The organism is Ruegeria sp. THAF33, assembly GCF_009363615.1.
In the GTDB taxonomy this organism is placed as follows: domain Bacteria; phylum Pseudomonadota; class Alphaproteobacteria; order Rhodobacterales; family Rhodobacteraceae; genus Ruegeria.
The window spans coordinates 620,759-645,742 of sequence record NZ_CP045384.1 but is presented as its reverse complement, the minus strand read 5'-3'; the positions used below and the strand labels follow the sequence as shown (position 1 = coordinate 645,742).

Here is a 24,984-nt window from a genome sequence, read left to right as displayed (position 1 = left end):
AAATTCTCGTCTCATGTATAATTCCTTTCCCCATCCGCTTTCAGATGCTCTAACCTGAATTCAAAGGGCCGTGCACGACACGGACAAGAGAACTGGAATTGGGACAGTTGGGGCAATTCATGCAAAGGAGCAAGCGGCAATGCCGTCTGGGGCGCTGGCTGATGGCCACAGTTGTGACTTTGGCCCCGACGACACTGGCGGCGCTGGAAACCTCCCTTTCGGCCCCCGGCGCATCGAAAGAACTGGTTGAACGCCTCAAGGAGACATCCTCGGTAACCACGGCTGAGGAACGCGGCCTCGACACCCCGCTTGAAATCCTCTCGGCAGCTTTGTCGGATTACCGTACGATTGTACAAATCCTTTACGACGAAGGGTATTTCAGCCCGGTCGTCAGCATCAAGCTTGATGGACAGGAAGCGGCCGAGCTGAGCTCTCTCACGGTGCCTGCACAAATAAACCGTGCTGCGATTACCGTTGAAACCGGGCCAAGCTTCAAATTCGGCACCGCCACTGTCAAGCCCCTGGCCCCCGGAACGGAACTGCCCGAAGACTTTGCCCCCGGGAAACTGGCGACGACCGGTGCCATTCAACAGGCCTCCTCGGCCGGTGTTCAGGGTTGGAGGGACGCGGGTCACGCAAAAGCCGGAATTGCGGGTCAGACAATCATCGCGCGCCACGCCCAGGCCCGCCTGGATGCTCAGATCGACCTTGACCCCGGGCGCAGGCTGACATTTGGCAAGATGTTCATCAAGGGCAATTCAGATGTGCGCCACAGATCCATCGAAAAGATCGCCGGGTTCCCAAGTGGAGAGGTCTATTCCCCTGAGAAAATCCAGAAGGTGGGAACACGGTTGCGCCGGACCGGCACGTTCAACGTGGTCTCGTTGCAGGAACGAGAGACTCCAAACCCCGATGGCACACTGGATTTCGACGCCACGTTCGAAGACCTGCCCAAACGTCGGTTGACCTTTGGTGTCGAACTGGCCTCTCGCGATGGTGTTGATGTGACCGCGACGTGGACCCATCGCAATATGTTCAGGCGCGCAGAACGTCTGCGCTTCGAAGTGGCGGTTCGAAATATTGGCGGTGCAGAGGATATTGATGGCCGGATCGGGTTGCGTCTGGATCAACCTGACCGGCTTGGCCCGGATGACAACACCTTCTGGAGCGCCCTGCTGGAACGCCGCAACACGGAAAACTATAATGTAACGGTGGCTTCGCTGGCCTATGGTGCGCGCCGCACTTTTTCCGACAACTTATATGCCGAGGCATCCGCCGGGTTTCAGCTGTCAGACGCCGACGACGCATATGGCACTGGTCGCAAGTTCAGGTATTTCATCCTGCCCTTCCGGTCTGAATGGGACAAACGCGACAGCAAAGTCAGCGCCACACGCGGATTCTATCTGGACTCGCAAGTCATGCCCTTTATCGGAATATCCGGTACGGATACCGGCCTCCGCCTTTTCTTTGATGGGCGGGCCTATACAAGCCTGGGGACAGGGGGGCGGATCGTTTTGGCCGGTCGCGCGCAGCTGGGATCCGTGATTGGCCCACCTGCCGATGGCGTCACGCCTGACTTTCTGTTCTTCTCGGGCGGTGCGGGAACCGTTCGCGGGCAACCCTATGAAAGCCTTGGCATTCCGGTCGGGACCGGCATCGCGGGCGGCAAGTCATTTATTGGCTTGTCCGGCGAGATCCGTGGCAAGGTTACTGACAGCCTGTCGTTGGTCGGGTTTTATGACTACGGTGTCGTCGATACGTCTTCCTTTGTCGGCAGCGGCGCGCAAGAAGATCACTCGGGCGCCGGTATCGGCGTAAGATACGATCTGGGCGGGTTTGGCCCCTTGCGCCTTGATCTGGCCTATCCTGTCAGCGGTCCCACCGGGGACGGGCTACAGTTCTATATCGGGATAGGACAGGCATTTTGAGACGGTACCTTTCATATCCTCTGCTGATCGGCGCGCTGGCAGTCGTGCCTGTGGCCGGACATCCGCAGGAGGACGAAGGCGGCAGCATGATCGAGCGGTTCCTGCAGGATACCCTGTCGGGCGAGGATCAGAACGTTACTGTCGAAGGTCTGCAAGGTGCACTGAGTTCACGTGCCACGATTGCCGAGATCACCGTTGCCGATGACGAAGGGGTCTGGCTGACCATAAAAGATGCCGAACTTGACTGGAACCGACTGGCTTTGATCCGTGGGCGGTTCTCAGTCAATGCCCTGACGGCGCAAGAGATCGACGTTGCCCGCGCGCCTGGCACCACCACCAAAGACACGCCGCCGCCAACCGCAGAGGCAAAAGGCTTCCAACTGCCTGAACTGCCGGTTGCCATCGAAATCGGTGAAATTCGCATCGACGAGTTGGCTTTGGGCGAGCCCCTGATCGGAGTGGCCGCAGAACTGGCGGTTAGTGGCAACCTGTCACTGGCCGACGGGACGCTGGACACCAACCTTGATATCACACGGCTGGACCGGGCAGGTGATGAAATCAAGTTGACAGCGGGCTTTCAGAATTCAAACAGCCAAATTGATCTTGACCTTCAGGTGACAGAGGCAGCGGGCGGCCTGATCTCGACCGCTCTTAAAATGCCGGATACCCCGCCTATCGCGCTGACAGCGAAAGGATCCGGACCAGTGACCGATTTTACGGCCGATATCGGTCTCAGCAGCGATGGTCAGCCTCGGGTGACGGGTCAGGTTCGGTTACGCTCGGCCCCGACTGCCGCGGCCAGCGCGGAAGAGGGCATTGCGTTTACTGCCGATCTCGGCGGTGATTTGACACCTTTTGTCGCCGAAGAAATGGATACGTTTTTCGGTGCCAAAACACAGCTCTATGTGGATGGGCGAACCCAACCTGAAGGTGCGCTGGAAATTGACGAGCTTGAGATCTCGTCACAAGCACTGAACCTGAAAGGCCAGTTACAGTTGGCGGCAGGTGGGCGATTGCAACTCGCGGCCCTGCAAGGACGCATAACGCCGCCGGAGGGTGAAAGGGTAACTCTTCCAGCTTCGGGCGGTGACACGTCCGTTGGAGCAGCACAGATTTCGGCGCTGTACGACGAAAAAAACGGCAATCATTGGGACCTGAGCCTGACTGCAAACGCCGTACAGGCCGAGCAGGTTGATTTGGAGCGCGCGCAAATTACTGCTCACGGGACCCTGGAACAGGGCGCAGTACTAAAAATCAATGGCAACCTGCAGGCCGCGTTGGACGGTATTGACCTGGCGGACAAGGCCCTGAATGCAGCAATTGGCGACCTCGTCACTCTGGATGGCACTTTCGAATATGGCAGTGACCAATCCCTGAACCTGACCGGTCTTGAACTGGTTGGTGCGGATTACGAATTGGGCGTCGACGCATTGGTCAGCGGCCTGTCCACCGGTCTGGCCGTCGACGGCACCGCCACTTTGGAAGCCACGGATCTGTCCCGGTTTTCGGAACTGGCCCACCTGGAGCTGGGAGGCCAGGTCTCGGCCCGTCTAAACGGCCAAGGCTCACCACTGGAAGGCAGTTTCGACGGCAAACTGGAGGTCGAAGGAACCGACCTCTCGACCGGGCGTGATGACATCGATCCGGTGATCAAGGGCAATACAACAATAACGCTCGACGCCAGGCGCGGCGCAGATGGCGTAACCATCCGAGATTTCACCCTGATCGGTGATACCTTGCGCGCCCAGGCCGACGGCACGGTAACGACCCCTGATGGCAACGTGACGATTGATGGTCAGGCGACGGTCAATTCCCGGGACCTGTCCGTGTTTTCCGGCCTTGCCAAACGCGAGCTTGGGGGTGCAGTGCAAGCGAAACTGAACGGAAAAGGAACTGTTCAGACGCTGGAGTTTGACGGCACGGCCAGCGTATCGGGCCGGAATATCAAAACCGGTCTGGCCGAGATCGACCCTCTGTTGGTCGGTCGCAACGAGATCACGTTCGACGGAGCGCTGAGCCAGGAACAGATTGTGATCCGCGACGCATCGGTGAACGGTTCAGCCCTGACCGCCAAAGCCTCTGTTACCATAGACGACCCAAGGAAAGACCTTGCGATTGACGGGCAGGTCAATGTGAACATCCCGGACCTGTCACCGTTTTCCAGCCTTGCAAAACGCGATCTGGCAGGGGCGATCCGAGCGGATGTTGCCGGCAAGGGCGCAGTCGGCAGCAAGGCGTTCGACGTAAAAGGCAATCTGTCGGCGGACGACATCAAAACCGGGATCGACGCCGTTGACGACCTGATCCAGGGGCGAACGAACCTGACCGTGGACGCGATGAACAATGATGAAGGTCTGGATATCCGCACGTTCCAACTGATTGGAACGGCCCTTTCGGCGAATGCATCGGGCAAGCTGAACCGAGACGCCGGCGGTTTGGACTTTTCCGCCAAACTGGATGACCTTGCCCGACTGTCGCAAACCTTGTCCGGACCGCTGAACCTGAGCGGGAACGTCGCTCCGACCGGCTCTGGACTGGAAGGCACTGCTCGCCTGGACGGGCCTGACAGCTCTTACGCCAGCCTTCAAGGAACGGTCGGCCAGAATGGCTCGGCTGATGTGGATTTTGACGCCAAACTGAACCGGATCGAGCAGTTCGTTCCCGAATTTCCCGGCACTGTGGCAGCAAAGGGAACGGCCAAACGCGATAACGGTGTCTGGACGATTGACGCCAAGGCGCAAGGGCCTGCCGACATTGACACCACGTTGGCCGGCACTTTTGATGAAACCAGCAGTCAGGCGGATCTGAAGGCACAGGGCGGCATCAACCTTGGGATCGCGAATGTCTTCATCACACCCAACAAGATCGACGGTTCGGCGCGCTTCGATCTGGCACTCAAAGGTGCTCCGGCGCTGGCGTCGCTGAGCGGTTCAGTCACCACTTCGGGCACATCTCTTGCAATTCCGGATGCTGGTCAGACCATTACCGGGATCAGTGGTCAGGTGGATCTGGCGCAAAGTCGCGCAAACATTACACTGAATGGCGGAGTTCGGGCGGGCGGCAACTTTACCGTCAACGGGCCTGTTGACCTGACCCCTCCGTTCAACGCCCAGATTACCACCACCCTGAACAACCTAGTGCTGACAGACCGGTTGCTGTATGAAACCACCCTGAACGGTCAGATTGCCATGACCGGGGCGTTGGCCGGAAACAGTTCGTTGGCCGGTCAGATCACGTTTGACGAAACCAACATCAACCTTGCCGCCGCGTCCGGCGCGGTAGGCGCGGCACCTATCCCGGACATCCAGCACATCAACGAAAGTCGCGCCGGTTTCGTCACGCGAGAGCGGGCCGGATTGGTCGTGACCGAAGGATCGGAGAAAAGCGCATCCCGTATTGCGCTGGATATCAGCCTGCTTGCACCCAAAGCGGTTTTCGTCAGAGGGCGCGGGGTGAACGCTGAACTGGGTGGTCGAATTTTCATCGGCGGCACTACTGCCTCTGTCGTGCCGTCCGGTCAGATCGAACTGATCCGGGGGAATTTCGACATTCTGGGCCGCAGATTGGCACTGACCAAGGGGATCGTCACGTTGCAGGGCGACCTGACCCCTTATATCGAGTTCGAGTCTTCAGCCAGCACGTCTGACGGCACCGCGACGATCGAAATTGCCGGCCCGCTGGATTCACCTGAGGTCAATGTGTTTTCCGACCCCGAACGTCCGGCTGAAGAAGCACTGGCAATGTTGCTGTTCGGGAACCGGTTTTCAGAAATCTCGCCTTTCCTGATCGCGCAAATGGCAGCATCACTGGCGCAGCTTAGCGGTGCGGGAGGGGATGCAACCAAAGGTCTCCGCGACTCCACCGGAGTCGACACGGTCGACATAGGAGCTTCCGAAAGCGGCGCGGGCCGTTTGGGCGCGGGCGCGTACCTGGGTGAAAACCTCTATACGGACTTCACCGTGAACACCGAAGGTGACACCGAAGTGAACCTGAACCTCGATGTCACGGACAATTTCACCGTGCGCGGTACGGTCGATGGCCGAGGAGAGACCGGCGTGGGTGTGTTCTTCGAGCGTGACTACTGACGACTGACCAACTGTCACAAAAGAAACCGAGCTGAGCCATCCGTTCATGTCGCCCAAGCAGGTGACGGGTGTTCAAATTGCCTTGTCGGCGCCTGATTCCGATTTCGTTGGTGGTCGCGATGCAATCGCCAGCGCGGAAATTGCGCGGTGCCGCGGCCAAATGAAATCCCGACGATTTGCCGGGGCAGGTCAGACGGTGCAATCGTTTGAAAGACGGCGCGGCAAAGAAAAAGCGGCCCCCTTCCAGAGGCCGCCCTTGTTCAGTCTGGCCGCGATCTTATTCCGCTGCCATCGCATCCTCGATCTTTTCGACACGAATGGCCGAGAATTTGAACTCGGGGATCTTGCCGTAGGGGTCGATGGCCGAGTTCGTCAGGATGTTCGCCGCCGCTTCGACATAGGCAAACGGGATGAACACCATGTCTTCGGCAATGGCCCGGTCGGCGCGCACCATGATTTCAATCGAACCACGACGCGTGGTCAGGCGGATCATTTCGCCCGGATCAATCCCCATCAGCTTCAGCGTGCGCGGGTTCATCGAGCAATTGGCCTCTGGCTCGACCGCGTCAAGAACCTTTGCCCGGCGGGTCATTGAACCGGTATGCCAATGTTCCAGCTGACGGCCGGTGGTGGCAATCATCGGGTATTCATCATCGGGCGCCTCATCAGGCGGGATGACATTGGCCGGAGTGAACCTTGCTTTGCCACCCGCGCGGGGGAAACCATCGCCGAACACAATAGACTGGCCGGGATCGGTTTCGCTGAGCGACGGATAGGTGATCGTCTCGTTTTCCAGCCGTTCCCACGTGATATTGTCAAGCGACTCCATGGTCAGTTTCATCTCGGCAAAGACCTCGGACACATCGGAGTAGTCCCAGTTCAGCCCGATGCGCTGCGCCAGTTCGACCGTGATCTTCCAATCCTCGCGCGCCTCACCCGGAGGCGCCACGGCCGGCCGGACACGTTGCACCTGACGGTTGGTGTTCGAAACCGTGCCGTTCTTTTCATACAGCGCCGAGGCCGGCAGAATGATGTCGGCATAGTTCGCGGTTTCGGTCAGGAAGATGTCCTGCACGATCATCAGGTCCAGCTTGGCCAGGGCCTCACGTGCGTGGCCAACATCCGGGTCGGACATGGCCGGGTTTTCGCCCTGAATGTACATGCCCTTGATGTTGCCCGCATAGGCTTGGTCGATGATCTCGGTGACGGTCAGACCCTTCTCGTTCGAGAAATCATCCGATTTCCAGATATTGGTGAACTGCGCGCGAATGCCGTCATCCGTCACCGTCTTGTAGTCCGGCAGGAACATCGGGATCAAGCCGGCGTCTGATGCGCCCTGCACGTTGTTCTGGCCCCGCAGAGGGTGCAGACCCGCGCCGGGTTTGCCGACATTCCCGGTCATCAATGCAAGCGAGATCAGGCAGCGCGAATTGTCGGTGCCGTGGATATGCTGGCTGACGCCCATGCCCCAAAAGATCAGACCAGCCTTGGCTTGCGCAAAGGTGCGCGCAACGCGACGCAGCTGATCCGGTTCGATGCCGCAGATCGGCGCCATCTTCTCGGGGGTGAACTGGCGCAGATGCTCTTTCTCGGCCTCCCAGTTCTCGGTCCAGCGGTGGATGTACTGGCTGTCATACAGCTCTTCCTCGACGATCACGTTCATGATCGCGTTCAGCATCGAGACATCGGCACCTGGCCGAAATTGCAGCATTTCGTCCGCAAATTTGCGCATGCCGACACCGCGCGGGTCCATCACGATCAGCTTGCCGCCGCGCTTGGCGAACTGCTTGAAATAGGTCGCCGCGACGGGGTGGTTCTCGATCGGGTTGGCGCCGATGATGATCGCCACATCGGCATTCTCGATCTCGTTGAAGGTCGCCGTCACCGCGCCCGAGCCCACGTTCTCGATCAGAGCGGCCACAGACGACGCATGGCACAGACGGGTGCAGTGGTCGACATTGTTGTGTTTGAAACCCTGACGGATGAACTTCTGGAACAGATAGGCCTCTTCGTTGGTGCATTTGGCCGAGCCAAAGCCCGCAACGCTGCGCGGGTCTTGGTCGCGCAGGGCCATCAGTCTCGTGGCCGCCAGATCCATCGCTTCTTCCCAGGTCGCTTCGCGGAAATGGGTCGACAGGTTGCCGGGATCAACGTTCAGACCTTTTGCCGGTGCATCCTCGCGCCGGATCAGCGGTTTGGTCAGGCGATGCGGGTGGTGGATATAGTCGAACCCGAACCGGCCCTTGACGCACAGACGGCCTTCGTTGGCGGGGCCGTTGATGCCCTCGACATATTTGACCTTGCCGTCCTTGACCTTGAGGCTGACCTTGCAGCCCACCCCGCAGAAGGGGCAGACGCTTTCGGTTTCGGAATCGTAATCCTTGCTGTCGCCGTGCTGCTGGTCGTCCAGCACGGTGGCGGGCATCAGAGCGCCGGTCGGGCAGGCCTGAACGCATTCACCGCAGGCCACGCAGGTCGACTCGCCCATCGGGTCGTTCTGGTCGAACACCACCTGCGCGGTATGCCCGCGCCCAGCCATGCCGATCACGTCATTGACCTGTACGTCGCGGCAGGCGCGGACGCAGAGGTTGCAGTTGATGCAGGCATCCAGATTGACCCGCATCGCCACATGGCTGTCATCCAGCAGCGGAATCTTCTCGGGCTCTTTCGCCGGGAAACGGCTGTCGCTGACATCGTTCAGCTTGGCCATGTCCCAGAAGTGGCTCGATTTGTCGTGCGCTTCCGCGGGCTGGTCGGCCACCAGCAGCTCCATGACCATGGCGCGCGATTTCTCGGCGCGGTCGGTGTCGGTTTTCACCACTATCCCGTCAGCCGCCGGACGGATGCACGAGGCGACCAGCGTACGCTCGCCCTCGACCTCGACCATGCAGGCGCGGCAGTTGCCATCGGGTTTGTAGCCCGGCGCCGGTTTGTGACACAGATGCGGGATCACCAGTCCACGGCCATTGGCCGCTTCCCAGATGGTGGTGCCTTCGGGCACGGTGACGTCATCGCCGTTCAGGTTGAAGGTGACGGTCTTGTTTGGGCTTGCATCAAGCATGGCTCTGTCTCCCTCAGATTTCTTCAGCGAAGTGTTTCATAACCAGACGGATCGGGTTCGGGGCCGCCTGCCCCAGACCGCAGATCGAAGCGTCGCCCATCACCTGGCACAGATCTTCCAGCAGATCGGTATCCCACTTGTCGGCCTGCATCAGCTTGACCGCCTTTTCGCAGCCCGCCCGGCAGGGCGTGCACTGGCCACAGCTTTCATCCTCGAAGAAGCGCAGCATGTTCAGCGCCGCATCACGGGCCGTGTCCTGATCGGACAGAACCACAACCGCAGCAGACCCGATGAAGGTGCCCAGCGGCTGTAGTGTGTCAAAGTCGAGCGGGACGTCGTCGATGCTGGAGGGGAGAAGACCTGACGACGGCCCGCCCGGTTGATACGCCTTGAACACATGACCTTCGGCCATGCCCCCGGCTGCATCAATCACGTCAAGAATGGTCGACCCTGCCGGCAGCAGGTAAACGCCCGGCTTGGCCACCCGGCCCGAGACCGAATAGCTGCGCAGCCCCTTGCGGCCATTCTTTTCAACCGAATTGAGGATCTCCGGACCTTCCCGGCAGATTTTGGACACCCAGTAGAGCGTTTCCACGTTGTGCACCAGCGTCGGGCGGCCGAAAACGCCGACCTGCGCCACGAAGGGCGGGCGGTGACGCGGCAGGCCCTTTTTGCCCTCGATCGACTCGATCATCGCGGATTCTTCTCCGCAGATGTAAGCGCCCGCGCCGCGGCGCAGGTCGATATAGCCTTTCTCGACGATCCCGGCCTGTTCCAAAGCCGCGATCTCGCGCCGCAGGATTTCCAGAACGGCTGGATATTCGTCACGCATGTAGATAAAGCAGGTCTCTGCATGAACCGCCCAGGCGGCGATCAGCATCCCTTCGAGGAAAACATGCGGCGTGCGTTCCAGATAGTAGCGATCCTTGAAGGTGCCCGGCTCGCCCTCGTCCCCGTTCACGGCCAGGTAACGCGGGCCGTCGTTCATGCGGACAAAGCCCCATTTCTTGCCCGACGGGAAACCTGCGCCGCCCAAACCGCGCAGGCCCGAGGCCAGAACCTGTTCCTGAACCGCTTCCCAGTCGCCGCCCTCGCGCAGCTCTTTCAGCTTGGCGTAACCGCCGTTCTCGACATAGGTCGCGAAGGTCTCATAGTCGGGCAGATGGGCATGAGTGTCGCCCGCAGCAATCGAAGCCTGCACCTTTTCAGGGGTCGCGTGGTCAATATGGTTGTGCCCGATTTCCAGCACCGGTGCCGTGTCGCAGCGCCCCATACAGGGCGCGCGCAGAACGCGCACTTCGGACGGGTCCAGCCCATCCTCCAGCGCTTTTTTCAACTGCTGCGCACCAGCCATTTCGCAGGACAGGGAATCACAGACGCGAATGGTCAGCGCGGGGGGCGGTGTTTCACCTTCTTTCACCACGTCGAAATGGGCATAGAAGGTCGCGGTCTCGTAAATCTCGGCCTGCCCGATCCGCATCTCGACGGCCAGCGCGGCGATATGGTCGGCGCTGATATGGCCGTGCGTGTCCTGAATCAGGTGCAGAAACTCGATCAGCAGGTCGCGGCGGCGTGGGCGGTCGCCCAGCAGGCGCGCAATTTCGGCCTGCGCTTCATCCGTAAACTGTCGGCCCTTGGGCGTGTGCCGCCCCTTGCCTTTACCTGACTTCCAGACGCCCTTGGGTGCGCCTGATGGCTTGGTGTCTAATGGTGCCATGATGCCCTCCGATTCAGGCCCCGTGTCTCATCAGGCTAGCATATCGTCAAATCGCTTTTTGCAATCGCACGATAACGACATCTTATCACCGCAAAGACGTCACCACAGCGCGCAGTGCCTGCACCGTGGGCAGTTCAGGATCTCGGCTCAGGGTGGCCAGACAGATCGGTTTACTTACAATCGGATCGACCAGCGGCAGCACCTTTGTCCCCTGCAACTCGCCCAATGCCCGAATAAGGACACGTGGCACAACCGTGGCAGCCAGCCCCTCGCGTGCCATCACCATCGACGCGGTGAATCCGCTGGTTTCGGCGACCACGTCCGGGTGCAGCCCCTGTTCGGCAAAGATACGGTCCAGAATACGCCGGTTTTGCATCTGCGGCTCGAGCAGGCTCAGCGGAAATTCAGCCACGCGCGCCCAAGGCAAGGGGCCGGTTTCGTCCGTCATATGCGACGGAACCAGCAGAACATAGGTTTCCTCGTACAAAGGTTGCACCTGTCGCAGATCAGTCCCGATGCTGTCGCCATATGTTATCCCGGCGTCCAGGCTTCCTTCGTCCAGCCGGTGTTGAATGGCGGTGGCAGACATGGTTTCGATGCGGGTAACGATGCGCGGATGGGCTTGCCGAAAGCGTTTGGTGAGGCGCCCGGTAAAGGCGATGGCCGTCGGTATCACGCCAAGGATCAGCGTGCCGGTGATCTCGCCCCTGGTGGCCAGCACCTGCTGTTCCAGTGCTTTGGTGTCATCGAGAATACGCCGCGCCCGTTGGACGATCATCTCGCCCTCTTCGGTCAAGCCCTGAAACCGGTTGGCGCGGCGGACGATGGACACGCCCAGCCGATCCTCGAGGTTGCGAATGCGCATGGAAAAGGCGGGCTGCGAAATCCCACACTCTTCGGCGGCCTTGGCGAAATGGCGGTGCCGCGCCAACGCGCTGAGCAGTTGCAGGTCGCGGATTTCGATCATGATTCAAATTTCCAACATCAGGCCAAAGACCACTCTAACTGCATTACCGCACAGAGAAAGCACCGTCTTTCAGCGCGGGCGCGTCGGAAACTGGTGCTTTGTCGTATAAGATTGCCCACCATTAATGGGCGCTGGGAACAAGAAGGCGAGGTACCGCATGACCGCTGTAGACGTATTTCAAAAACTGTTTGACGCGTATGTCGGATGCTACCGATCCCGAAACGCAGCTGGGTGCGCATCGTTTTTCGCCAAAGACGCAGAGCTATACTCACCTTTTGGCCCCGCAGCCAAAGGACGAACAGCCATTGAAACAATACATTCGGAATGGCTGGAGGAAGGTGGCGAGGACAAAGTCATCGAAGTTGTGCAGGCTGGCATCGACGGCCAAATCGGCTGGTGCCTGGCGACTTTCCGCGAAGGAACAACTGATGACGGCACCTCTCTCAACGTTTTGTACAGACAGCCGGACGGCGGGTGGCTGATCCGACAATGCATCTTGAACGAAACGCCCTGATGTCGGCACAAGGCAAATGGCGTCAGGTGTTGAACAGGAAATGCATCACGTCGCCATCCTTGACGATATAGCTTTTCCCCTCGGCCCGCATCTTGCCTGCCTCTTTCGCCCCCTGCTCGCCGTTGCAGGCGATGAAGTCGTCATAGGCGATGGTCTCGGCGCGGATGAATCCCTTTTCGAAATCACCATGAATGACACCAGCCGCCTGCGGTGCAGCGGTGCCGGTGCGGATGGTCCAGGCGCGGGCCTCTTTCGGGCCGACCGTAAAATAGGTTTCCAGTTTCAGCAGGTCGTACCCGGCACGGATCAGACGGTCGAGGCCGGGCTCTTCCAGACCCATTTCCTCAAGGAACATCTGTGCCTCGTCCGCTTCAAGCAGGCTGATCTCTTCTTCGATCTTGGCGCTGATGATGACGTGAGAGTTGCCTTGGGCGGCAGCCATCTCGGCAACTTTCGCCGAGTATTCGTTGCCTTCAGCGGCTTCTTCCTCGGACACGTTGCAAACATAAAGAACCGGCTTGGTGGTCAGCAGCTGCAACATCTTCCAGGCCTTGGCGTCCTCGTCCGAAACCTCGACCAGTCGTGCAGGTTTGCCGCTTTCCAGCATCTTTTGCGCTTCGGCAAGCAGGCGGTCCTGCTGTTGGGCCTCTTTGTCATTGCCTTTCAGCTTGCGCACCAGGTTGGCACGGCGCTTTTCGATGCTTTCCAGATCGGCCAGCATCAGCTCGGTCTCGATGGTCTCGGCGTCGGCCACAGGATCGATGCGGCCTTCAACATGGGTCACGTCGCCATCTTCGAAACAGCGCAGGACATGGGCGATGGCATCGACCTCGCGAATATTTGCCAGAAACTGGTTCCCCAGCCCCTCGCCTTTCGAGGCCCCCTTCACCAGACCGGCGATATCCACGAATGTCATGCGCGTCGGGATGATCTGTTTCGACGACGCGATTGCCGCCAACTTGTCGAGCCGCTCATCCGGCACGGCCACATCGCCGACATTGGGCTCAATCGTGCAGAACGGGAAGTTCGCGGCTTGCGCGGCAGCGGTTTTGGTCAACGCATTGAACAGGGTCGACTTGCCCACGTTTGGCAGACCCACGATTCCCATCTTAAAGCCCATAACGGCCTCCTGCATAGAATACGAACGCAGCTTCTATGCAGGTCCGCATCAATGCGCAAGTGATTGCCGGGGCTACTTTGTTTGAGTCCCTTCGGCCACATCACGAAATTGTTCTCAAATCGTGTTCTTGTCGGTCCTGAAAAACGAAGGGTAGGATGAACAATTAACATAGCGCGACCAAATTAAATGGCAGAATATAATGGAAAAACTACTTCTTGCAGCCGTACTGACGGTCGCTACATTTGCTACAGCCCAAGCTCAGACGGTTGTTTTTGGTGCCGGGTATTCAGATTTTTCCGAGGCGACGTCCGAAGATCAGGCACTGATCGCTCTCGAGTACCATCACACTCCTTTTCACCAGGCAACTCGGTTCAGTGCTGGCTGGGGTGCTGCGTTTTCTGTGGACGAAGACGGGGATACGCATATCGGTGTGGGGCTGGTCGGGCTGTATTCTCTGGGTGAGCGCTGGTTCGTCGAAGGCAGTGTCATGCCAGGGTACTTCAATGCCAGCAACGACCAGAACGACCTGGGCGGAGACTTTCAGATCCGCAGCCTTTTGGGTCTTGGATATAACCTGAACAACGGCAACAGAATGTCAGTTGCGATCACGCACAAATCGAACGCCAGCACCAATGATGAGAACCCTGGTGTAAACGCGGTTCTGCTGCGGTACCATCTGGGCTTCTGAGCTATTCCTGCTTTGGCGGGATTGATTTTCGGTCAAAGTTTCTGCACACGGGTCCAAACCCGATTGCAAGGACATCCGATGACCCGTATCGACGCCAAGTTTGCCGCCCTGAAAGCCGAAGGAAAGAAGGCTTTTGTTGCCTATGTGATGGCAGGGGACCCAGACTATGACACCTCGCTCGACGTGGTCAAAGGCCTGCCCGGCGCGGGTGTGGACATCATCGAACTTGGTTTGCCCTTCACTGATCCGATGGCGGATGGCCCCACAATTCAGGCGGCGGGCCAACGCGCGCTGGACGGCGGGATGACGTTGCAGCGCACATTGGATCTGGCGCGCGCGTTCAGGGAAACAGATGACACGACACCAATTGTCCTGATGGGGTACTACAACCCGATTTACAGCCGGGGTGTCGAGGCCTTTCTGGCCGATGCCAAAGATGCCGGTATTGACGGGCTGATCGTTGTCGATCTGCCGCCCGAGGAAGACGAAGAGCTTTGCCTGCCTGCGCAGGCGGCCGGGCTGAACTTCATTCGTCTTGCAACACCTACCACGGATGACCAGCGCTTGCCGCGCGTTCTGCAAAACACCTCGGGCTTCGTGTACTACGTCTCAATCACTGGCATCACCGGCGCGGCCGAGGCGCAGGCAACGGATGTGGCCCCCGAGGTTGCCCGCATCAAGGCCGCTACCGAGCTGCCGGTGATCGTGGGCTTTGGCATCAATACGCCCGAGAAATCCCGCAATATCGCGTCCGTGGCAGATGGTGCCGTAGTCGGATCGGCGATCGTCAGCCAGATCGGTGCAGGCGAACCGGTCGAGGAAGTTCTGGATTTTGTAAAGTCCCTGTCGGATGGCGCTCATAGCGCCTGATCCGGCAGATAACACAACACACTCGAAAGCCTGCCGCAGACTGTTCTGGGGCAGGCTTTTTTGACTGCCCGCCGCCGGGCCAGATCATTGCAGGCTTTGACATGCATTGGTAAGGAAAACGAACCAGTAAGTTCGGAGGTCTGAGTCATGCCTGTGATAACCAATATTGAAGACCTCAGGCGCATTTACGAGCGTCGCGTGCCGCGGATGTTCTACGACTACGCTGAAAGCGGCAGTTGGACGGAACAAACATTCCGCGAAAACAGTTCCGATTTTGAAAAGATCCGCCTGCGTCAGCGGGTTGCCGTTGATATGTCCGGGCGTTCGACGGCCTCGGAAATGATCGGCCAGAAGGTGTCGATGCCGGTCGCGCTGGCCCCGGTCGGGTTGACGGGGATGCAGCATGCGGACGGAGAGATGAAGGCCGCCAAAGCCGCCGAGGACTTTGGTGTGCCCTTTACCCTTTCCACAATGTCGATCAACTCGATCGAAGACGTGGCCGAGCACACCGACAAGCCGTTCTGGTTTCAGCTCTACACGATGAAGGACGCTGACTATGTCAGCCGCCTGATCCAGCGGGCCAAGGACACCAGGTGTTCGGCGCTGGTGATTACATTGGATCTGCAAATTCTGGGCCAACGGCACAAAGACCTGAAAAACGGCCTGTCCGCACCACCCAAGCTGACCGCAAAGACCATCGCGAACCTGATGACCAAATGGGCCTGGGGCATTGAAATGCTGCGGGCCAAGCGGCGCGAGTTCGGCAATATAGTGGGACATGTGCAAGGTATCTCGGACGCGTCTTCACTGGGGGCCTGGACCGCTGAACAGTTCGACCCCACCCTCGACTGGAGCAAAGTCGAAAAACTGATGGAACAGTGGGGCGGAAAGGTGATCCTGAAAGGGATACTCGACGCGGAAGATGCCAAAATGGCTGCCAAGCTGGGAGCGGATGCCATTGTCGTGTCGAACCATGGCGGGCGTCAGCTGGATGGTGCGCTCAGCTCGATCCGGGTATTGCCCGAAATCATGGACGCTGTCGGCAATGATGTCGAAGTGCACCTGGACAGTGGTATCCGCTCGGGTCAGGACGTGCTCAAGGCATTGGCGCTGGGGGCCAGGGGGACGTATATCGGACGCGCATTCGTTTATGGGCTGGGCGCCATGGGTCAGAAAGGCGTCACCACCGCGTTGGAAGTGATTCAGAAGGAACTTGATACAACAATGGCGCTGTGCGGTGAAAAAACCGTTAGCGCACTGGGGGCGCAAAATCTTCTGGTACCAGAAGATTTTGGTGGTCGCTGGCAAGGCTGAGCCCGCGGGAGATTTGGGGCTCTGCCCCCGCCGCCCGTTCCGGGCGTCTCCCCCGGGATATTTGTGGCCAGATGAAGCAGCGGACCCTTCACTGATCTGGCGAAGAACACTTCGGAGCGCGCGGCTGAGCCCCACAAAACGGCAAGCTGTGAATTACCCCTTTCCAAACCGGATGAATCGAGATAAGGACGCGGCTTCACGCGGGTATACAGCCTTGGAGGATACCCGCCCTAACATTGGAGAATTATCATGGCTGGAGAGATTCCTGATCTCGTAGCTCTGGAACGGACGGGGACAGGCAAGGGCGCCGCTCGCAAAACTCGCCGCGAAGGCATGGTTCCGGGCGTAGTGTTTGGCGGCGACAAAGATCCGCTGCCGATTCAGATTCCGTTCAACGAACTGTTCAAGCGCCTGAAGGCCGGTCGCTTCAAGTCGACCCTGTGGAACCTGAAGGTCGAAGGCCATGAAGACGTTCGCGTCATCTGCCGCGACGTTCAGCGCGATGTCGTCAAAGACCTGCCGACACACTTGGACCTGATGCGCCTGCGCCGGACCACCAAGATCGCGCTGTACATTCCGGTTGAATTCATCAACGAAGATGAAGCCCCCGGCATCAAGAAGGGCGGCGTGCTGACCGTTGTCCGCCCGGAAGTCGAGCTGTTGTGCACCGCAGGTGACATTCCTGAGAAGATCACCGTTGATGTGGCCGGAATGAACATCAACGACGTTGTCACCATTTCGTCGGTTGAACTGCCCAAAGGCACCAAGCCGACCATCGACCGCGACTTCGTGATCGCAAACGTCTCGGCACCGACCGGTCTGTCGACAAGCGACGACGAAGAAGGTGAAGAAGCAGAAGTTGCAGTCGACGAAGTCGAAGTCGTCGGCAAAGAAGAAGAATAAATCCGGATCAAACGTCTGGATTTTGAAACGGGGTTCTGACGAGCCCCGTTTTTTTATGGCCAAGACGCGCGGCGCTGGCTGGATTTCCATGGCAATTCCGGGCATCACATAGCCTCGAGGCTACAAAGGCGGAGCTTGGTAATGAAACTCTTTGTCGGATTGGGAAACCCGGGGCAGAAATACGCCCGGAACCGGCACAACATCGGGTTTATGGCCGTGGACCGGATTGCGGAAGACCATGGGTTTGGCCCATGGAAATCCAAGTTTCAGGGCGAAATCTCGGAAGGGCGGTTAGGGTCTGAAAAAACCCTTTTGCTGAAACCGCAGACCTTCATGAACCGGTCCGGTCAATCCGTGGGTGAAGCGATGCGTTTCTACAAGCTCGAGTCCACAGATGTTGTCGTGTTCCATGACGAGTTGGACCTCGCCCCGGGCAAAGTGCGGGTAAAGGTGGGCGGCGGACACGCTGGGCATAATGGTCTGCGTTCGATCCACGACCATATAGGCGCAGCCTATGACCGTGTCCGGCTTGGGATCGGACATCCCGGCCGCAAGGAAATGGTTTCGGCTTATGTCCTGAGCGACTTTGCGAAATCCGAGAGTGACTGGCTGGACGACGTTCTTCGGGGTGTTTCGGATGGCGCGCCCCATCTGGCCCGGGATGATGGTGGAAAATTCATGAACGCGGTGGCCCTGCGCACTGCTCCGCCCCGGTCGTCCAAGACGGCCGCTCCGAAAGCTGAAACCGCATGTAAGGCACCTCCGAAGCCACCGGCTGACGAACGGTCGGCCATGCAGAAACTGTTGGACAAGTTCAAATAACGCCCCGCCCTCTTTCCGTTACGTCGGCGTTGCGAAAGAGGGATGTCCGCGTTCCAATACACGCAAACAAGGGAGGCTATGCGATGCGGTCCATACTGAAGTGGGTTCTGCGCATTGTGCTGGCGCTGGCTTTGGCCGCCGCTGCTGTTGGGCTTTGGAAACGCGAAGAGTTGCAGCGCCTGATGGCGGTGAACTCTCTGTTTGCCGAGGACAAGATCGTTCACAACTTTTCGCATATGGATGAAGCCTTTCTGACCGTGGATCTGCCGCGTGGAAACGCCCCGACGTGGGAGCTGCCCTACGGCGAAGGTTTCGATCTTCCGGAAGGCACCGACACTTGGATCAATGAACGCTCGGTCACTTCTTTGCTTATCATGCAGAACGGCAAGATCCGGTTCGAGGAATACTATCTGGGCACCGGTTCCGATGATCGTCGGATTTCGTGGTCAGTGGCAAAAAGTTATCTGTCGGCGCTTTTCGGCATTCTCCTGCAAGAGGGCGCAATCGATTCATTGGATGATCCCGTCGTCAAATACGCCCCCAAACTTGCAGGCAGCGCATATGACAGGGCGACAATTCGGAACGTTCTGAACATGGCCAGCGGCGTCACGTTTGACGAAGATTATCTGGACCCGAAATCTGACATCAACAGGATGGGCCGTGTGATTGCCCTAGGCGGTGAACTGGACGATTTCGCAGCCTCATTGCAGGACAGTTTCGCGCCCCCTGGTGAAACCTGGCAATACGTTTCCATAGACACGCATGTATTGGGCATGGTGATACGCGGGGCGACCGGTCGCAGTGTCGCGGATCTTTTGACGGAAAAAATCCTTCAGCCGCTGGGCCTTGAGCGGGACGGGTATTATGTCACTGACGGCGCCGGTGTCGCATTTGTTCTGGGCGGATTGAATTTCACGACACGTGACTTTGCACGGTTCGGGCAAATGATCCTGCAAGATGGGGAATTGAACGGCCGGCAAGTGGTGCCCGCCGACTGGATATTCGAGGCAACTCAACCCAGCGCCCCGACCGCTCGGGGGAAGATTGGATATGGGTACCAGTGGTGGATCCCGCGCGGCGCCCATGAGGGAGAGTTTCTGGCCCGGGGCGTGTATGGGCAATACATCTATTTCAACCAACCTCGCGGCGTTCTGATTGTGTCTACCGGCGCTGATCGGAAATTCCGCGACACTGGCGTAAACGACCAGAATATCGAAATGTTCCGCAAGATCGCAGAAAGCCTGTAAGGTGTGTTCATGCAGAAGCAAGAAAGTATCAATGTACTCGGCGGCGTTCTGGCGCCCTGCTCACGCGATCCTCTGACCGGGTTCTTTCGGGATGGTGCGTGCAATACCTGCCCCGAGGATCAGGGCAGCCATACCGTATGTGCCGTGATGACGGCCGAGTTTCTGGCATTCTCGAAATACGTCGGCAATGATCTGAGCACGGCTCGGCCCGAGTTCGATTTCCCGGGCCTCAAGCCCGGTGACAGCTGGTGTCTGTGTGCCGGCCGGTTCCTACAGGCCCATGACGAAGGATGCGCCCCAAAGGTTCACCTGGAGGCGACCCATCAACGCGCGCTCGAGATTGTGCCGCTTGACATCTTGCTTCAGAACAAGGCGAATGCCTAGACAGCCATTGCGCCTGGGGCGAGACCTGATCCACGATCCAGTTTCGCCCCAATGTCAGAATGCCATTTGCCAGATCAGGCTGATGCTGTAGTTTTCGAAACCGCTTTCACCAATGCCATCGTAGAACACGTTTGCTGCAAGCAAGCTGTTGTTTTCCAACCGATAGTCGAGGCCCAGATCCGCACGGGCACGAGCGGTGTCGCCAATCGGTGTCACGCCCGGGGCGGTGCCGGTACCCGAAGTCGTGCTCCAAATCCCAGAAAGCCCGCCCGTCAGCATCATCTCTCCTCGTGACACTTGCAACGGGTGGCTGAAATCCACACCCAACCGTGCCGTCGTCAAACTGAAATCCTGCTGTGGAATCAGATTACCCAGGCTGTCGGTATAAGCTTTCTGATCGTCACTGGCATAGCTTACGTCCAGCAATGGCATCAATGTCAGGGCGCCACGCTTTATCTCACCGGTTACGCGCGACTGGACCAGCCAACGGTCACTGTCGAAACTGTCCTCGTAGGTGCCAAACGGAGAGATGTTGTTGTCGGCCTGACCATAAAGAACGCGCCCTTCAAGAAACACCGAATGATTGGGCAATTTTGCCACCACATAAGGACCAACCAGCCAGCCCGTACCGTCCACGCTGGCCGGGCCGTTTTCCGTTTCGGCATAGTCGAATTGAAGCATGGCACCGATCAACAGGTTCGAATTGATCTGGCGATGAGCCCCGACAACTGCCAGTGCATAGGAGTTGTCAAAATCATCCTGCGAACTCCAGTTGCCGGTCACACTGAACCAGACGGGGCGCGCCGGATCACTGGCGAAATTCAGATACCCCGAGCCCTGCGTGACCGAAGCGTCCAGAACACCCGACCCCGAACGTTGCAGAAACTGGGTCAGTTTCGGCTGGTTCGTCACAAGGCTGTTGGCCCGGGCGTTCTGGAACGCCTGAATCTGACGTTGAGCATTTGTCACGGCCTGAAGCGTGCTGACCCTGTTTGACTCAAGGTTCAGATTCCCAGCCGCGTCCGAGAACACCCCTGCCGGAATGAAAAGCTCGATGGTGCCGTTGTTCTGGGGCGTCAAAGTGGCGACATAGCTGGTGCCGGACCCGGTCAGAGTGGCCGTTGCATTGGTGACAGACAGGTCGCCCACGGTGAAATCGGTGCTTGGTTCGCTCAGGGTAATGCTTGCTTGAAACGTTCCGCTGCCGGTCGGCGTCAAGGCCCCGATCGTTGCAGTTGGCTGTGTCGTATCCACCAGAACGCGCGTGTTGACGATTTGAGTGTTCGTTACACCGGACAACGCGATCTCATAGCGATAAAGCGGCCCTCCAACGGTTTCGCGCGCAGTGAACGTAATCCCCATGTACCCGTCTGCCGCATATGTGGAATCCGCGCCATCCTGACTGAGAATGGTTGCGCCGATATAGCCAAGGGAAGCAAGGCCGGCAGGCGTGATCGCACTCTGGTTCAGAATGCCGTTGTTGAAATAGAAACTGCCGCCGGGAACCTGCCCCGACCCTCCCAGCGAAACAAAGGCCGTTCCGGTAAATGGGATATTGTTGAAAAAGATGCTTCCCCCGTTCGGCGTCGGAACCGAGGTTATGATGAAGCCGCCCCCAAGAGCCGAACCCTCTTTCGCGCTTCCGATCATGAGTGCTGAAATCAGAAAACAGAGGCACAACAGCCTCGAAATAACGGACCTGACCATTTTACCTCCTACAACACCGCAAGGGCGCTAAACACCAGGGCGCCCGGGCAAAGATACTTTGCCCCGAACCACGTCATCCATTGTCCCATCCATTGCAGAGACGTCCCCTGAACCGGCGGCAACTACGCCAGTTATCCAATAGTTAATTCAATTTGGAGACACTGTATAGAATTGGAAGCAACTCAACTTTGGCGTGCGGGCCACATGGCCATGCACAAACCGCAAGGCAAAGGCGAAAAATGCCGGAAAGCACTTCGAAGCACGTTGTTTTCAGGGAGCCTTCTCGGCAAGACGTCACAACAAGCCGTGACTTTGCAAGTCACGTGCTCAAAATGTGCCGGTTACAAATTCTCGGCTTTGACGGGATATTCGCAACAATCCCAGGCAGAGATCGCAACTGGCAGTTGTCGGGAAACAAATGCAGGCACAATGATCCAGGTTTCACAGCAGCCGGCGATTCCTCGGGCTTCTGTGTTGTCCTCACATGCGCATTGGCGGCGGCCCTTTTGCAGGGCGCCTGATTTCGGCGGATATGTCACATGTTTGACTATCCCGCCTGTCCTGCCTTGGAATTATCGCTTTCAGGACTGCTTGAGCCATCGACCCCAAGACAGAGCAACCGGGACATGCCGCCCCGGTTCACACTCAGTCCGCCGTACGGCCTTCGGTGTCTGACATATCGAAGTTCAGATATTTGGCCACGGTCTGAACGTCCTTGTCTCCACGGCCGCACATGTTCATGCAAATCAGGTGATCCTTGGGCAATTCCGGTGCGATCTTCATCACATGGGCCAATGCGTGGCTGGGTTCCAGCGCCGGGATGATCCCCTCGGTGGCGCAGCACAGTTGGAACGCCTCGAGCGCTTCCTTGTCAGTGATCGAGACGTAATTCGCGCGTCCAATTTCGTGCAGCCAAGAATGCTCCGGCCCGATGCCCGGATAGTCCAGCCCGGCCGAGATCGAATAGCCTTCAAGAATCTGGCCATCGTCATCCTGCAACAGATAGGTCCGGTTGCCGTGCAGCACGCCCGGCCGACCGCCGGTCAGCGAGGCGCAATGCTCCATTTTCTCGTTCACACCTTTTCCGCCCGCCTCGACGCCTATGATGTTGACGTCCTTGTCGTCGAGGAAGGGATAGAACAGACCCATCGCGTTCGAACCGCCGCCGATTGCCGCGATGATCGTATCCGGCAAACAGCCTTCAGCCTTCATCATCTGCTCTTTTGCTTCCTTGCCGATGATCGACTGGAAATCGCGGACCATTGCCGGATAGGGGTGCGGCCCAGCCACGGTGCCGATGCAGTAGAACGTGTCGCGCACATTGGTCACCCAGTCACGCAGCGCGTCATTCATCGCATCCTTGAGCGTCCCACGACCCGAGGTCACAGGGATCACCTCGGCCCCAAGAAGACGCATGCGGAATACGTTCGGAGCTTGCCGCTGCACGTCGTGCGCCCCCATATAGACAATGCATTTCAAGCCAAACTTGGCACATACGGTGGCGGTGGCCACGCCGTGCTGCCCTGCCCCGGTTTCAGCAATGATCCGGGTCTTGCCCATACGCCGCGCCAGAATGATCTGACCCAGCACGTTGTTGATCTTGTGCGCGCCGGTGTGGTTCAGCTCGTCACGCTTCAGATAGATCTTGGCACCCCCCAGATGCTCGGTCAGGCGTTCCGCAAAATACAGCGGCGAAGGACGACCCACATAGTTTGCCCACAGGTCATCCATTTCGGCCCAGAACGTCGGATCATCTTTGGCCTTGTTGTATTCCTCTTCCAGCGACAGGATCAGCGGCATCAGAGTTTCACTGACAAAACGCCCGCCGAAGATGCCGAAACGTCCCTGTTCGTCAGGGCCGGACATGAAGGAATTGAAAAGATCGTTGGCCATGGGTGTCTCCCTCGTCGTATCTGTTGTTCATAGGTGGTGGCAGCGGGATTTGCCATGGGCAAAACGCATCATTCCACAACCTGCGTGTTTTGACGCCAGACCTGAATCGCCTGTTCCGGCGAGGGCACACCAATGCACGGAAAATGATGAAACCTGTTCACATCCGCCAAACGATCGGCCGCCAACACGGCACGCCTGTGGGGGCCGGATTGGGAAAATGTCAGCATTGCTTCAATGTCTTGCCAGACACTGAATGAAAAATAGATGCCATCCTGCCTGAACAAGTCAGCGTGCAGGCACAATGGGTCGCCTTGCGCCTGCCGACAGGCCTGTCCCGCGCGCCAGAAAAACTCCGGCGCATGGTACCAATGTTTCAAGGAAACGCCCCCGATTGCTGCGAGCATGCTCAACCCCTCTGTTTCGAGGGATACGCAGCAAGATCTTTTTCAGATCACCTGAGAGCCGATGCAAAGTCGCGGATCAGGGCCGCATCTTTCACGCCCGGCGCGCTTTCGACACCGGATGACACATCCACCTGCCGGGCACCCGTCATCCGGACTGCTTCGGCAACGTTCTGGGGTGTCAGGCCACCGGCCAGCATCCAGGGTCGCCGCCAGTATTTCCGTCCGGCCAACAGCCGCCAGTCAAAGGCCAACCCGTTGCCGCCCGGCAATTCAGCCTCTCTGGGCGGTTTCGCATCGATCAGCAGTTGATCGGCCACCTCCGAGTAAAGATCGATGGCCGCCAGATCCTCGGCCTCGGCCACTCCTATGGCTTTCATCACCGGCAAACCAAATCGCTCGCGAATTTCGGAAACCCGTTCGGGCAATTCCTTGCCATGCAGTTGAAGCATATCAAGCGGTACAGTCGAAACGATGCCGTCCAATTCTTCGTCAGTGGCATTCACCACCAAAGCCACCTTGGCAACGCCAACTGGGACCAGATGCGCCAGTTCTACGGCCCGCGAAACATCCAGATTGCGTGGCGATTTCGGAAAGAAAACGAACCCAACATAGCCTGCCCCGGCGTCTGCCGCAGCGCGCACGTGATCCGGTGCGGTCAGACCGCAGATTTTGAACCGAACATCAGGCATAGCGGTCAGGCTCAGCTCGCCTCATCCAGAATGGCGAGTACGTCGTCCTTGCCTTCGTTTTGCTTTTTCTTGAGTTTCTTGACTTCGCGCTCAAGCTTGCGCACTTCGGTTTTCTTCACTGTCGCGTCGCGGCGGTGCTTGTGTTCCCGCAGCCATTCCCACAGGAAACCAATAACCAATCCTGCTGCAACACCCCCTAAAACCACCAGAAACAGCGGCAGTGACGCGCTGAGGTTAAAACCCAGAAGCTCGGCCAGAGCATCCGGCATCAGTTTCAGTTCAACGGACTGAACATTGGCAAGAGACACGGAAATCAGGATGATCCCGAGAGCCGCCAGAAAAGCATATCGAAGGTAACGCATCATGGTGTCAGGCTTTACCGTTCAATCGATCCCTGAGCAACTTGCCAGTTTTGAAAAACGGTACACATTTTTCTTCGACCTGCACTGTCTCGCCCGTGCGCGGGTTGCGCCCAACACGTGCGTCGCGTTTCTTCACGGAAAAGGCTCCAAAGCCCCGCAGTTCGACACGGTCACCGCGCGCCATGGCGTCTGTGACTTCTTCGAATACAGTGTTCACGATCCGCTCGACATCACGCTGATAGAGATGCGGGTTTTCGTCAGCGATTTTCTGAATCAATTCTGAACGGATCATGCGTGATACCCTCCCAG

General features: G+C 58.3%; 20 protein-coding genes. 10 read left to right on the top strand and 10 right to left on the bottom strand.

Annotation, left to right across the window (positions count from 1 at the left end; genetic code table 11):
- The first annotated feature begins 119 nt into the window (after positions 1-119).
- Together FIU92_RS03275 and FIU92_RS03270 are read left to right on the top strand one after the other, a co-directional pair.
- On the top strand, positions 120-1,928 hold the full coding sequence (locus FIU92_RS03275; protein ID WP_152457193.1) for an autotransporter assembly complex family protein: 1,809 nt from the start codon (positions 120-122) through the stop codon (positions 1,926-1,928).
- Positions 1,925-6,013 carry a translocation/assembly module TamB domain-containing protein gene (locus FIU92_RS03270; RefSeq protein ID WP_254705350.1) on the top strand — a complete coding sequence of 1,363 codons (4,089 nt, stop codon included), beginning with the start codon at positions 1,925-1,927 and terminating at the stop codon, positions 6,011-6,013. Before FIU92_RS03275 ends, FIU92_RS03270 begins: the two co-directional genes overlap by 4 nt.
- Positions 6,014-6,290: 277 nt before the next feature.
- Here FIU92_RS03270 and fdhF read toward each other — a convergent pair whose 3' ends face one another.
- The 3 genes from fdhF to FIU92_RS03255 all read right to left on the bottom strand — a co-directional run bounded on the left by fdhF (position 6,291) and on the right by FIU92_RS03255 (position 11,758).
- A complete protein-coding gene (gene fdhF / locus FIU92_RS03265) occupies positions 6,291-9,074 on the bottom strand; it encodes a formate dehydrogenase subunit alpha (protein ID WP_152457192.1) in 2,784 nt (927 codons plus the stop codon).
- A gap of 13 nt (positions 9,075-9,087) precedes the next feature.
- Positions 9,088-10,791 (bottom strand): NAD(P)H-dependent oxidoreductase subunit E, encoded by a 1,704-nt coding sequence (locus tag FIU92_RS03260; RefSeq protein WP_152457191.1) that lies wholly within the window; start codon positions 10,789-10,791, stop codon positions 9,088-9,090.
- Between the two features lie 85 nt (positions 10,792-10,876).
- Positions 10,877-11,758, bottom strand: coding sequence for a LysR family transcriptional regulator (locus tag FIU92_RS03255; RefSeq protein ID WP_152457190.1), 882 nt, complete (start codon positions 11,756-11,758; stop codon positions 10,877-10,879).
- A gap of 157 nt (positions 11,759-11,915) precedes the next feature.
- Here FIU92_RS03255 and FIU92_RS03250 point away from each other — a divergent pair, with 157 nt between their 5' ends.
- Positions 11,916-12,272: a nuclear transport factor 2 family protein gene (locus FIU92_RS03250; RefSeq protein ID WP_152457189.1), complete on the top strand. Its 357-nt coding sequence runs from the start codon at positions 11,916-11,918 to the stop codon at positions 12,270-12,272.
- Between the two features lie 22 nt (positions 12,273-12,294).
- Here the strand turns inward: FIU92_RS03250 and ychF are convergent, their stop codons facing one another.
- The gene (gene ychF / locus FIU92_RS03245) at positions 12,295-13,392 is read right to left on the bottom strand and encodes a redox-regulated ATPase YchF (RefSeq protein WP_152457188.1); all 1,098 of its coding nucleotides are present in this window, start codon (positions 13,390-13,392) and stop codon (positions 12,295-12,297) included.
- 199 nt (positions 13,393-13,591) lie between these two features.
- On the opposite strand from ychF, the gene FIU92_RS03240 reads away from it, so the two are divergent.
- The 7 genes from FIU92_RS03240 (at position 13,592) to FIU92_RS03210 (ending at position 19,620) form a co-directional block, all read left to right on the top strand.
- A complete protein-coding gene (locus tag FIU92_RS03240; RefSeq protein ID WP_152457187.1) occupies positions 13,592-14,080 on the top strand; it encodes an acyloxyacyl hydrolase in 489 nt (162 codons plus the stop codon).
- Between the two features lie 78 nt (positions 14,081-14,158).
- Positions 14,159-14,950 (top strand): tryptophan synthase subunit alpha, encoded by a 792-nt coding sequence (trpA, locus tag FIU92_RS03235; protein WP_152457186.1) that lies wholly within the window; start codon positions 14,159-14,161, stop codon positions 14,948-14,950.
- 147 nt (positions 14,951-15,097) lie between these two features.
- Positions 15,098-16,264 carry an alpha-hydroxy acid oxidase gene (locus FIU92_RS03230; RefSeq protein ID WP_152457185.1) on the top strand — a complete coding sequence of 389 codons (1,167 nt, stop codon included), beginning with the start codon at positions 15,098-15,100 and terminating at the stop codon, positions 16,262-16,264.
- A gap of 249 nt (positions 16,265-16,513) precedes the next feature.
- On the top strand, positions 16,514-17,167 hold the full coding sequence (locus FIU92_RS03225; RefSeq protein WP_152457184.1) for a 50S ribosomal protein L25/general stress protein Ctc: 654 nt from the start codon (positions 16,514-16,516) through the stop codon (positions 17,165-17,167).
- 141 nt (positions 17,168-17,308) lie between these two features.
- Positions 17,309-17,989, top strand: coding sequence for an aminoacyl-tRNA hydrolase (gene pth / locus FIU92_RS03220; RefSeq protein ID WP_152457183.1), 681 nt, complete (start codon positions 17,309-17,311; stop codon positions 17,987-17,989).
- 83 nt (positions 17,990-18,072) lie between these two features.
- Complete coding sequence (locus tag FIU92_RS03215) at positions 18,073-19,236, top strand: serine hydrolase (RefSeq protein WP_152457182.1); 1,164 nt, start codon at positions 18,073-18,075, stop codon at positions 19,234-19,236.
- Positions 19,237-19,245: 9 nt separating this feature from the next.
- Positions 19,246-19,620, top strand: a complete 375-nt coding sequence (locus FIU92_RS03210; RefSeq protein ID WP_152457181.1) for a DUF2237 family protein — start codon at positions 19,246-19,248, stop codon at positions 19,618-19,620.
- Positions 19,621-19,674: 54 nt separating this feature from the next.
- Here the strand turns inward: FIU92_RS03210 and FIU92_RS03205 are convergent, their stop codons facing one another.
- From FIU92_RS03205 to ihfB, 6 genes are all read right to left on the bottom strand, one after another.
- On the bottom strand, positions 19,675-21,327 hold the full coding sequence (locus tag FIU92_RS03205) for an Ig-like domain-containing protein (protein WP_152457180.1): 1,653 nt from the start codon (positions 21,325-21,327) through the stop codon (positions 19,675-19,677).
- A 645-nt stretch (positions 21,328-21,972) separates the two neighbouring features.
- The gene (gene trpB / locus FIU92_RS03200) at positions 21,973-23,220 is read right to left on the bottom strand and encodes a tryptophan synthase subunit beta (RefSeq protein WP_152457179.1); all 1,248 of its coding nucleotides are present in this window, start codon (positions 23,218-23,220) and stop codon (positions 21,973-21,975) included.
- A 68-nt stretch (positions 23,221-23,288) separates the two neighbouring features.
- Positions 23,289-23,447 carry a hypothetical protein gene (locus tag FIU92_RS22695; protein ID WP_171170914.1) on the bottom strand — a complete coding sequence of 53 codons (159 nt, stop codon included), beginning with the start codon at positions 23,445-23,447 and terminating at the stop codon, positions 23,289-23,291.
- A 224-nt stretch (positions 23,448-23,671) separates the two neighbouring features.
- Positions 23,672-24,313, bottom strand: a complete 642-nt coding sequence (locus FIU92_RS03190; RefSeq protein ID WP_152457177.1) for a phosphoribosylanthranilate isomerase — start codon at positions 24,311-24,313, stop codon at positions 23,672-23,674.
- Positions 24,314-24,324: 11 nt separating this feature from the next.
- Positions 24,325-24,675: a lipopolysaccharide assembly protein LapA domain-containing protein gene (locus tag FIU92_RS03185; protein ID WP_171117412.1), complete on the bottom strand. Its 351-nt coding sequence runs from the start codon at positions 24,673-24,675 to the stop codon at positions 24,325-24,327.
- Between the two features lie 7 nt (positions 24,676-24,682).
- A complete protein-coding gene (ihfB, locus tag FIU92_RS03180) occupies positions 24,683-24,967 on the bottom strand; it encodes an integration host factor subunit beta (RefSeq protein ID WP_050603110.1) in 285 nt (94 codons plus the stop codon).
- Positions 24,968-24,984 lie beyond the last annotated feature (17 nt).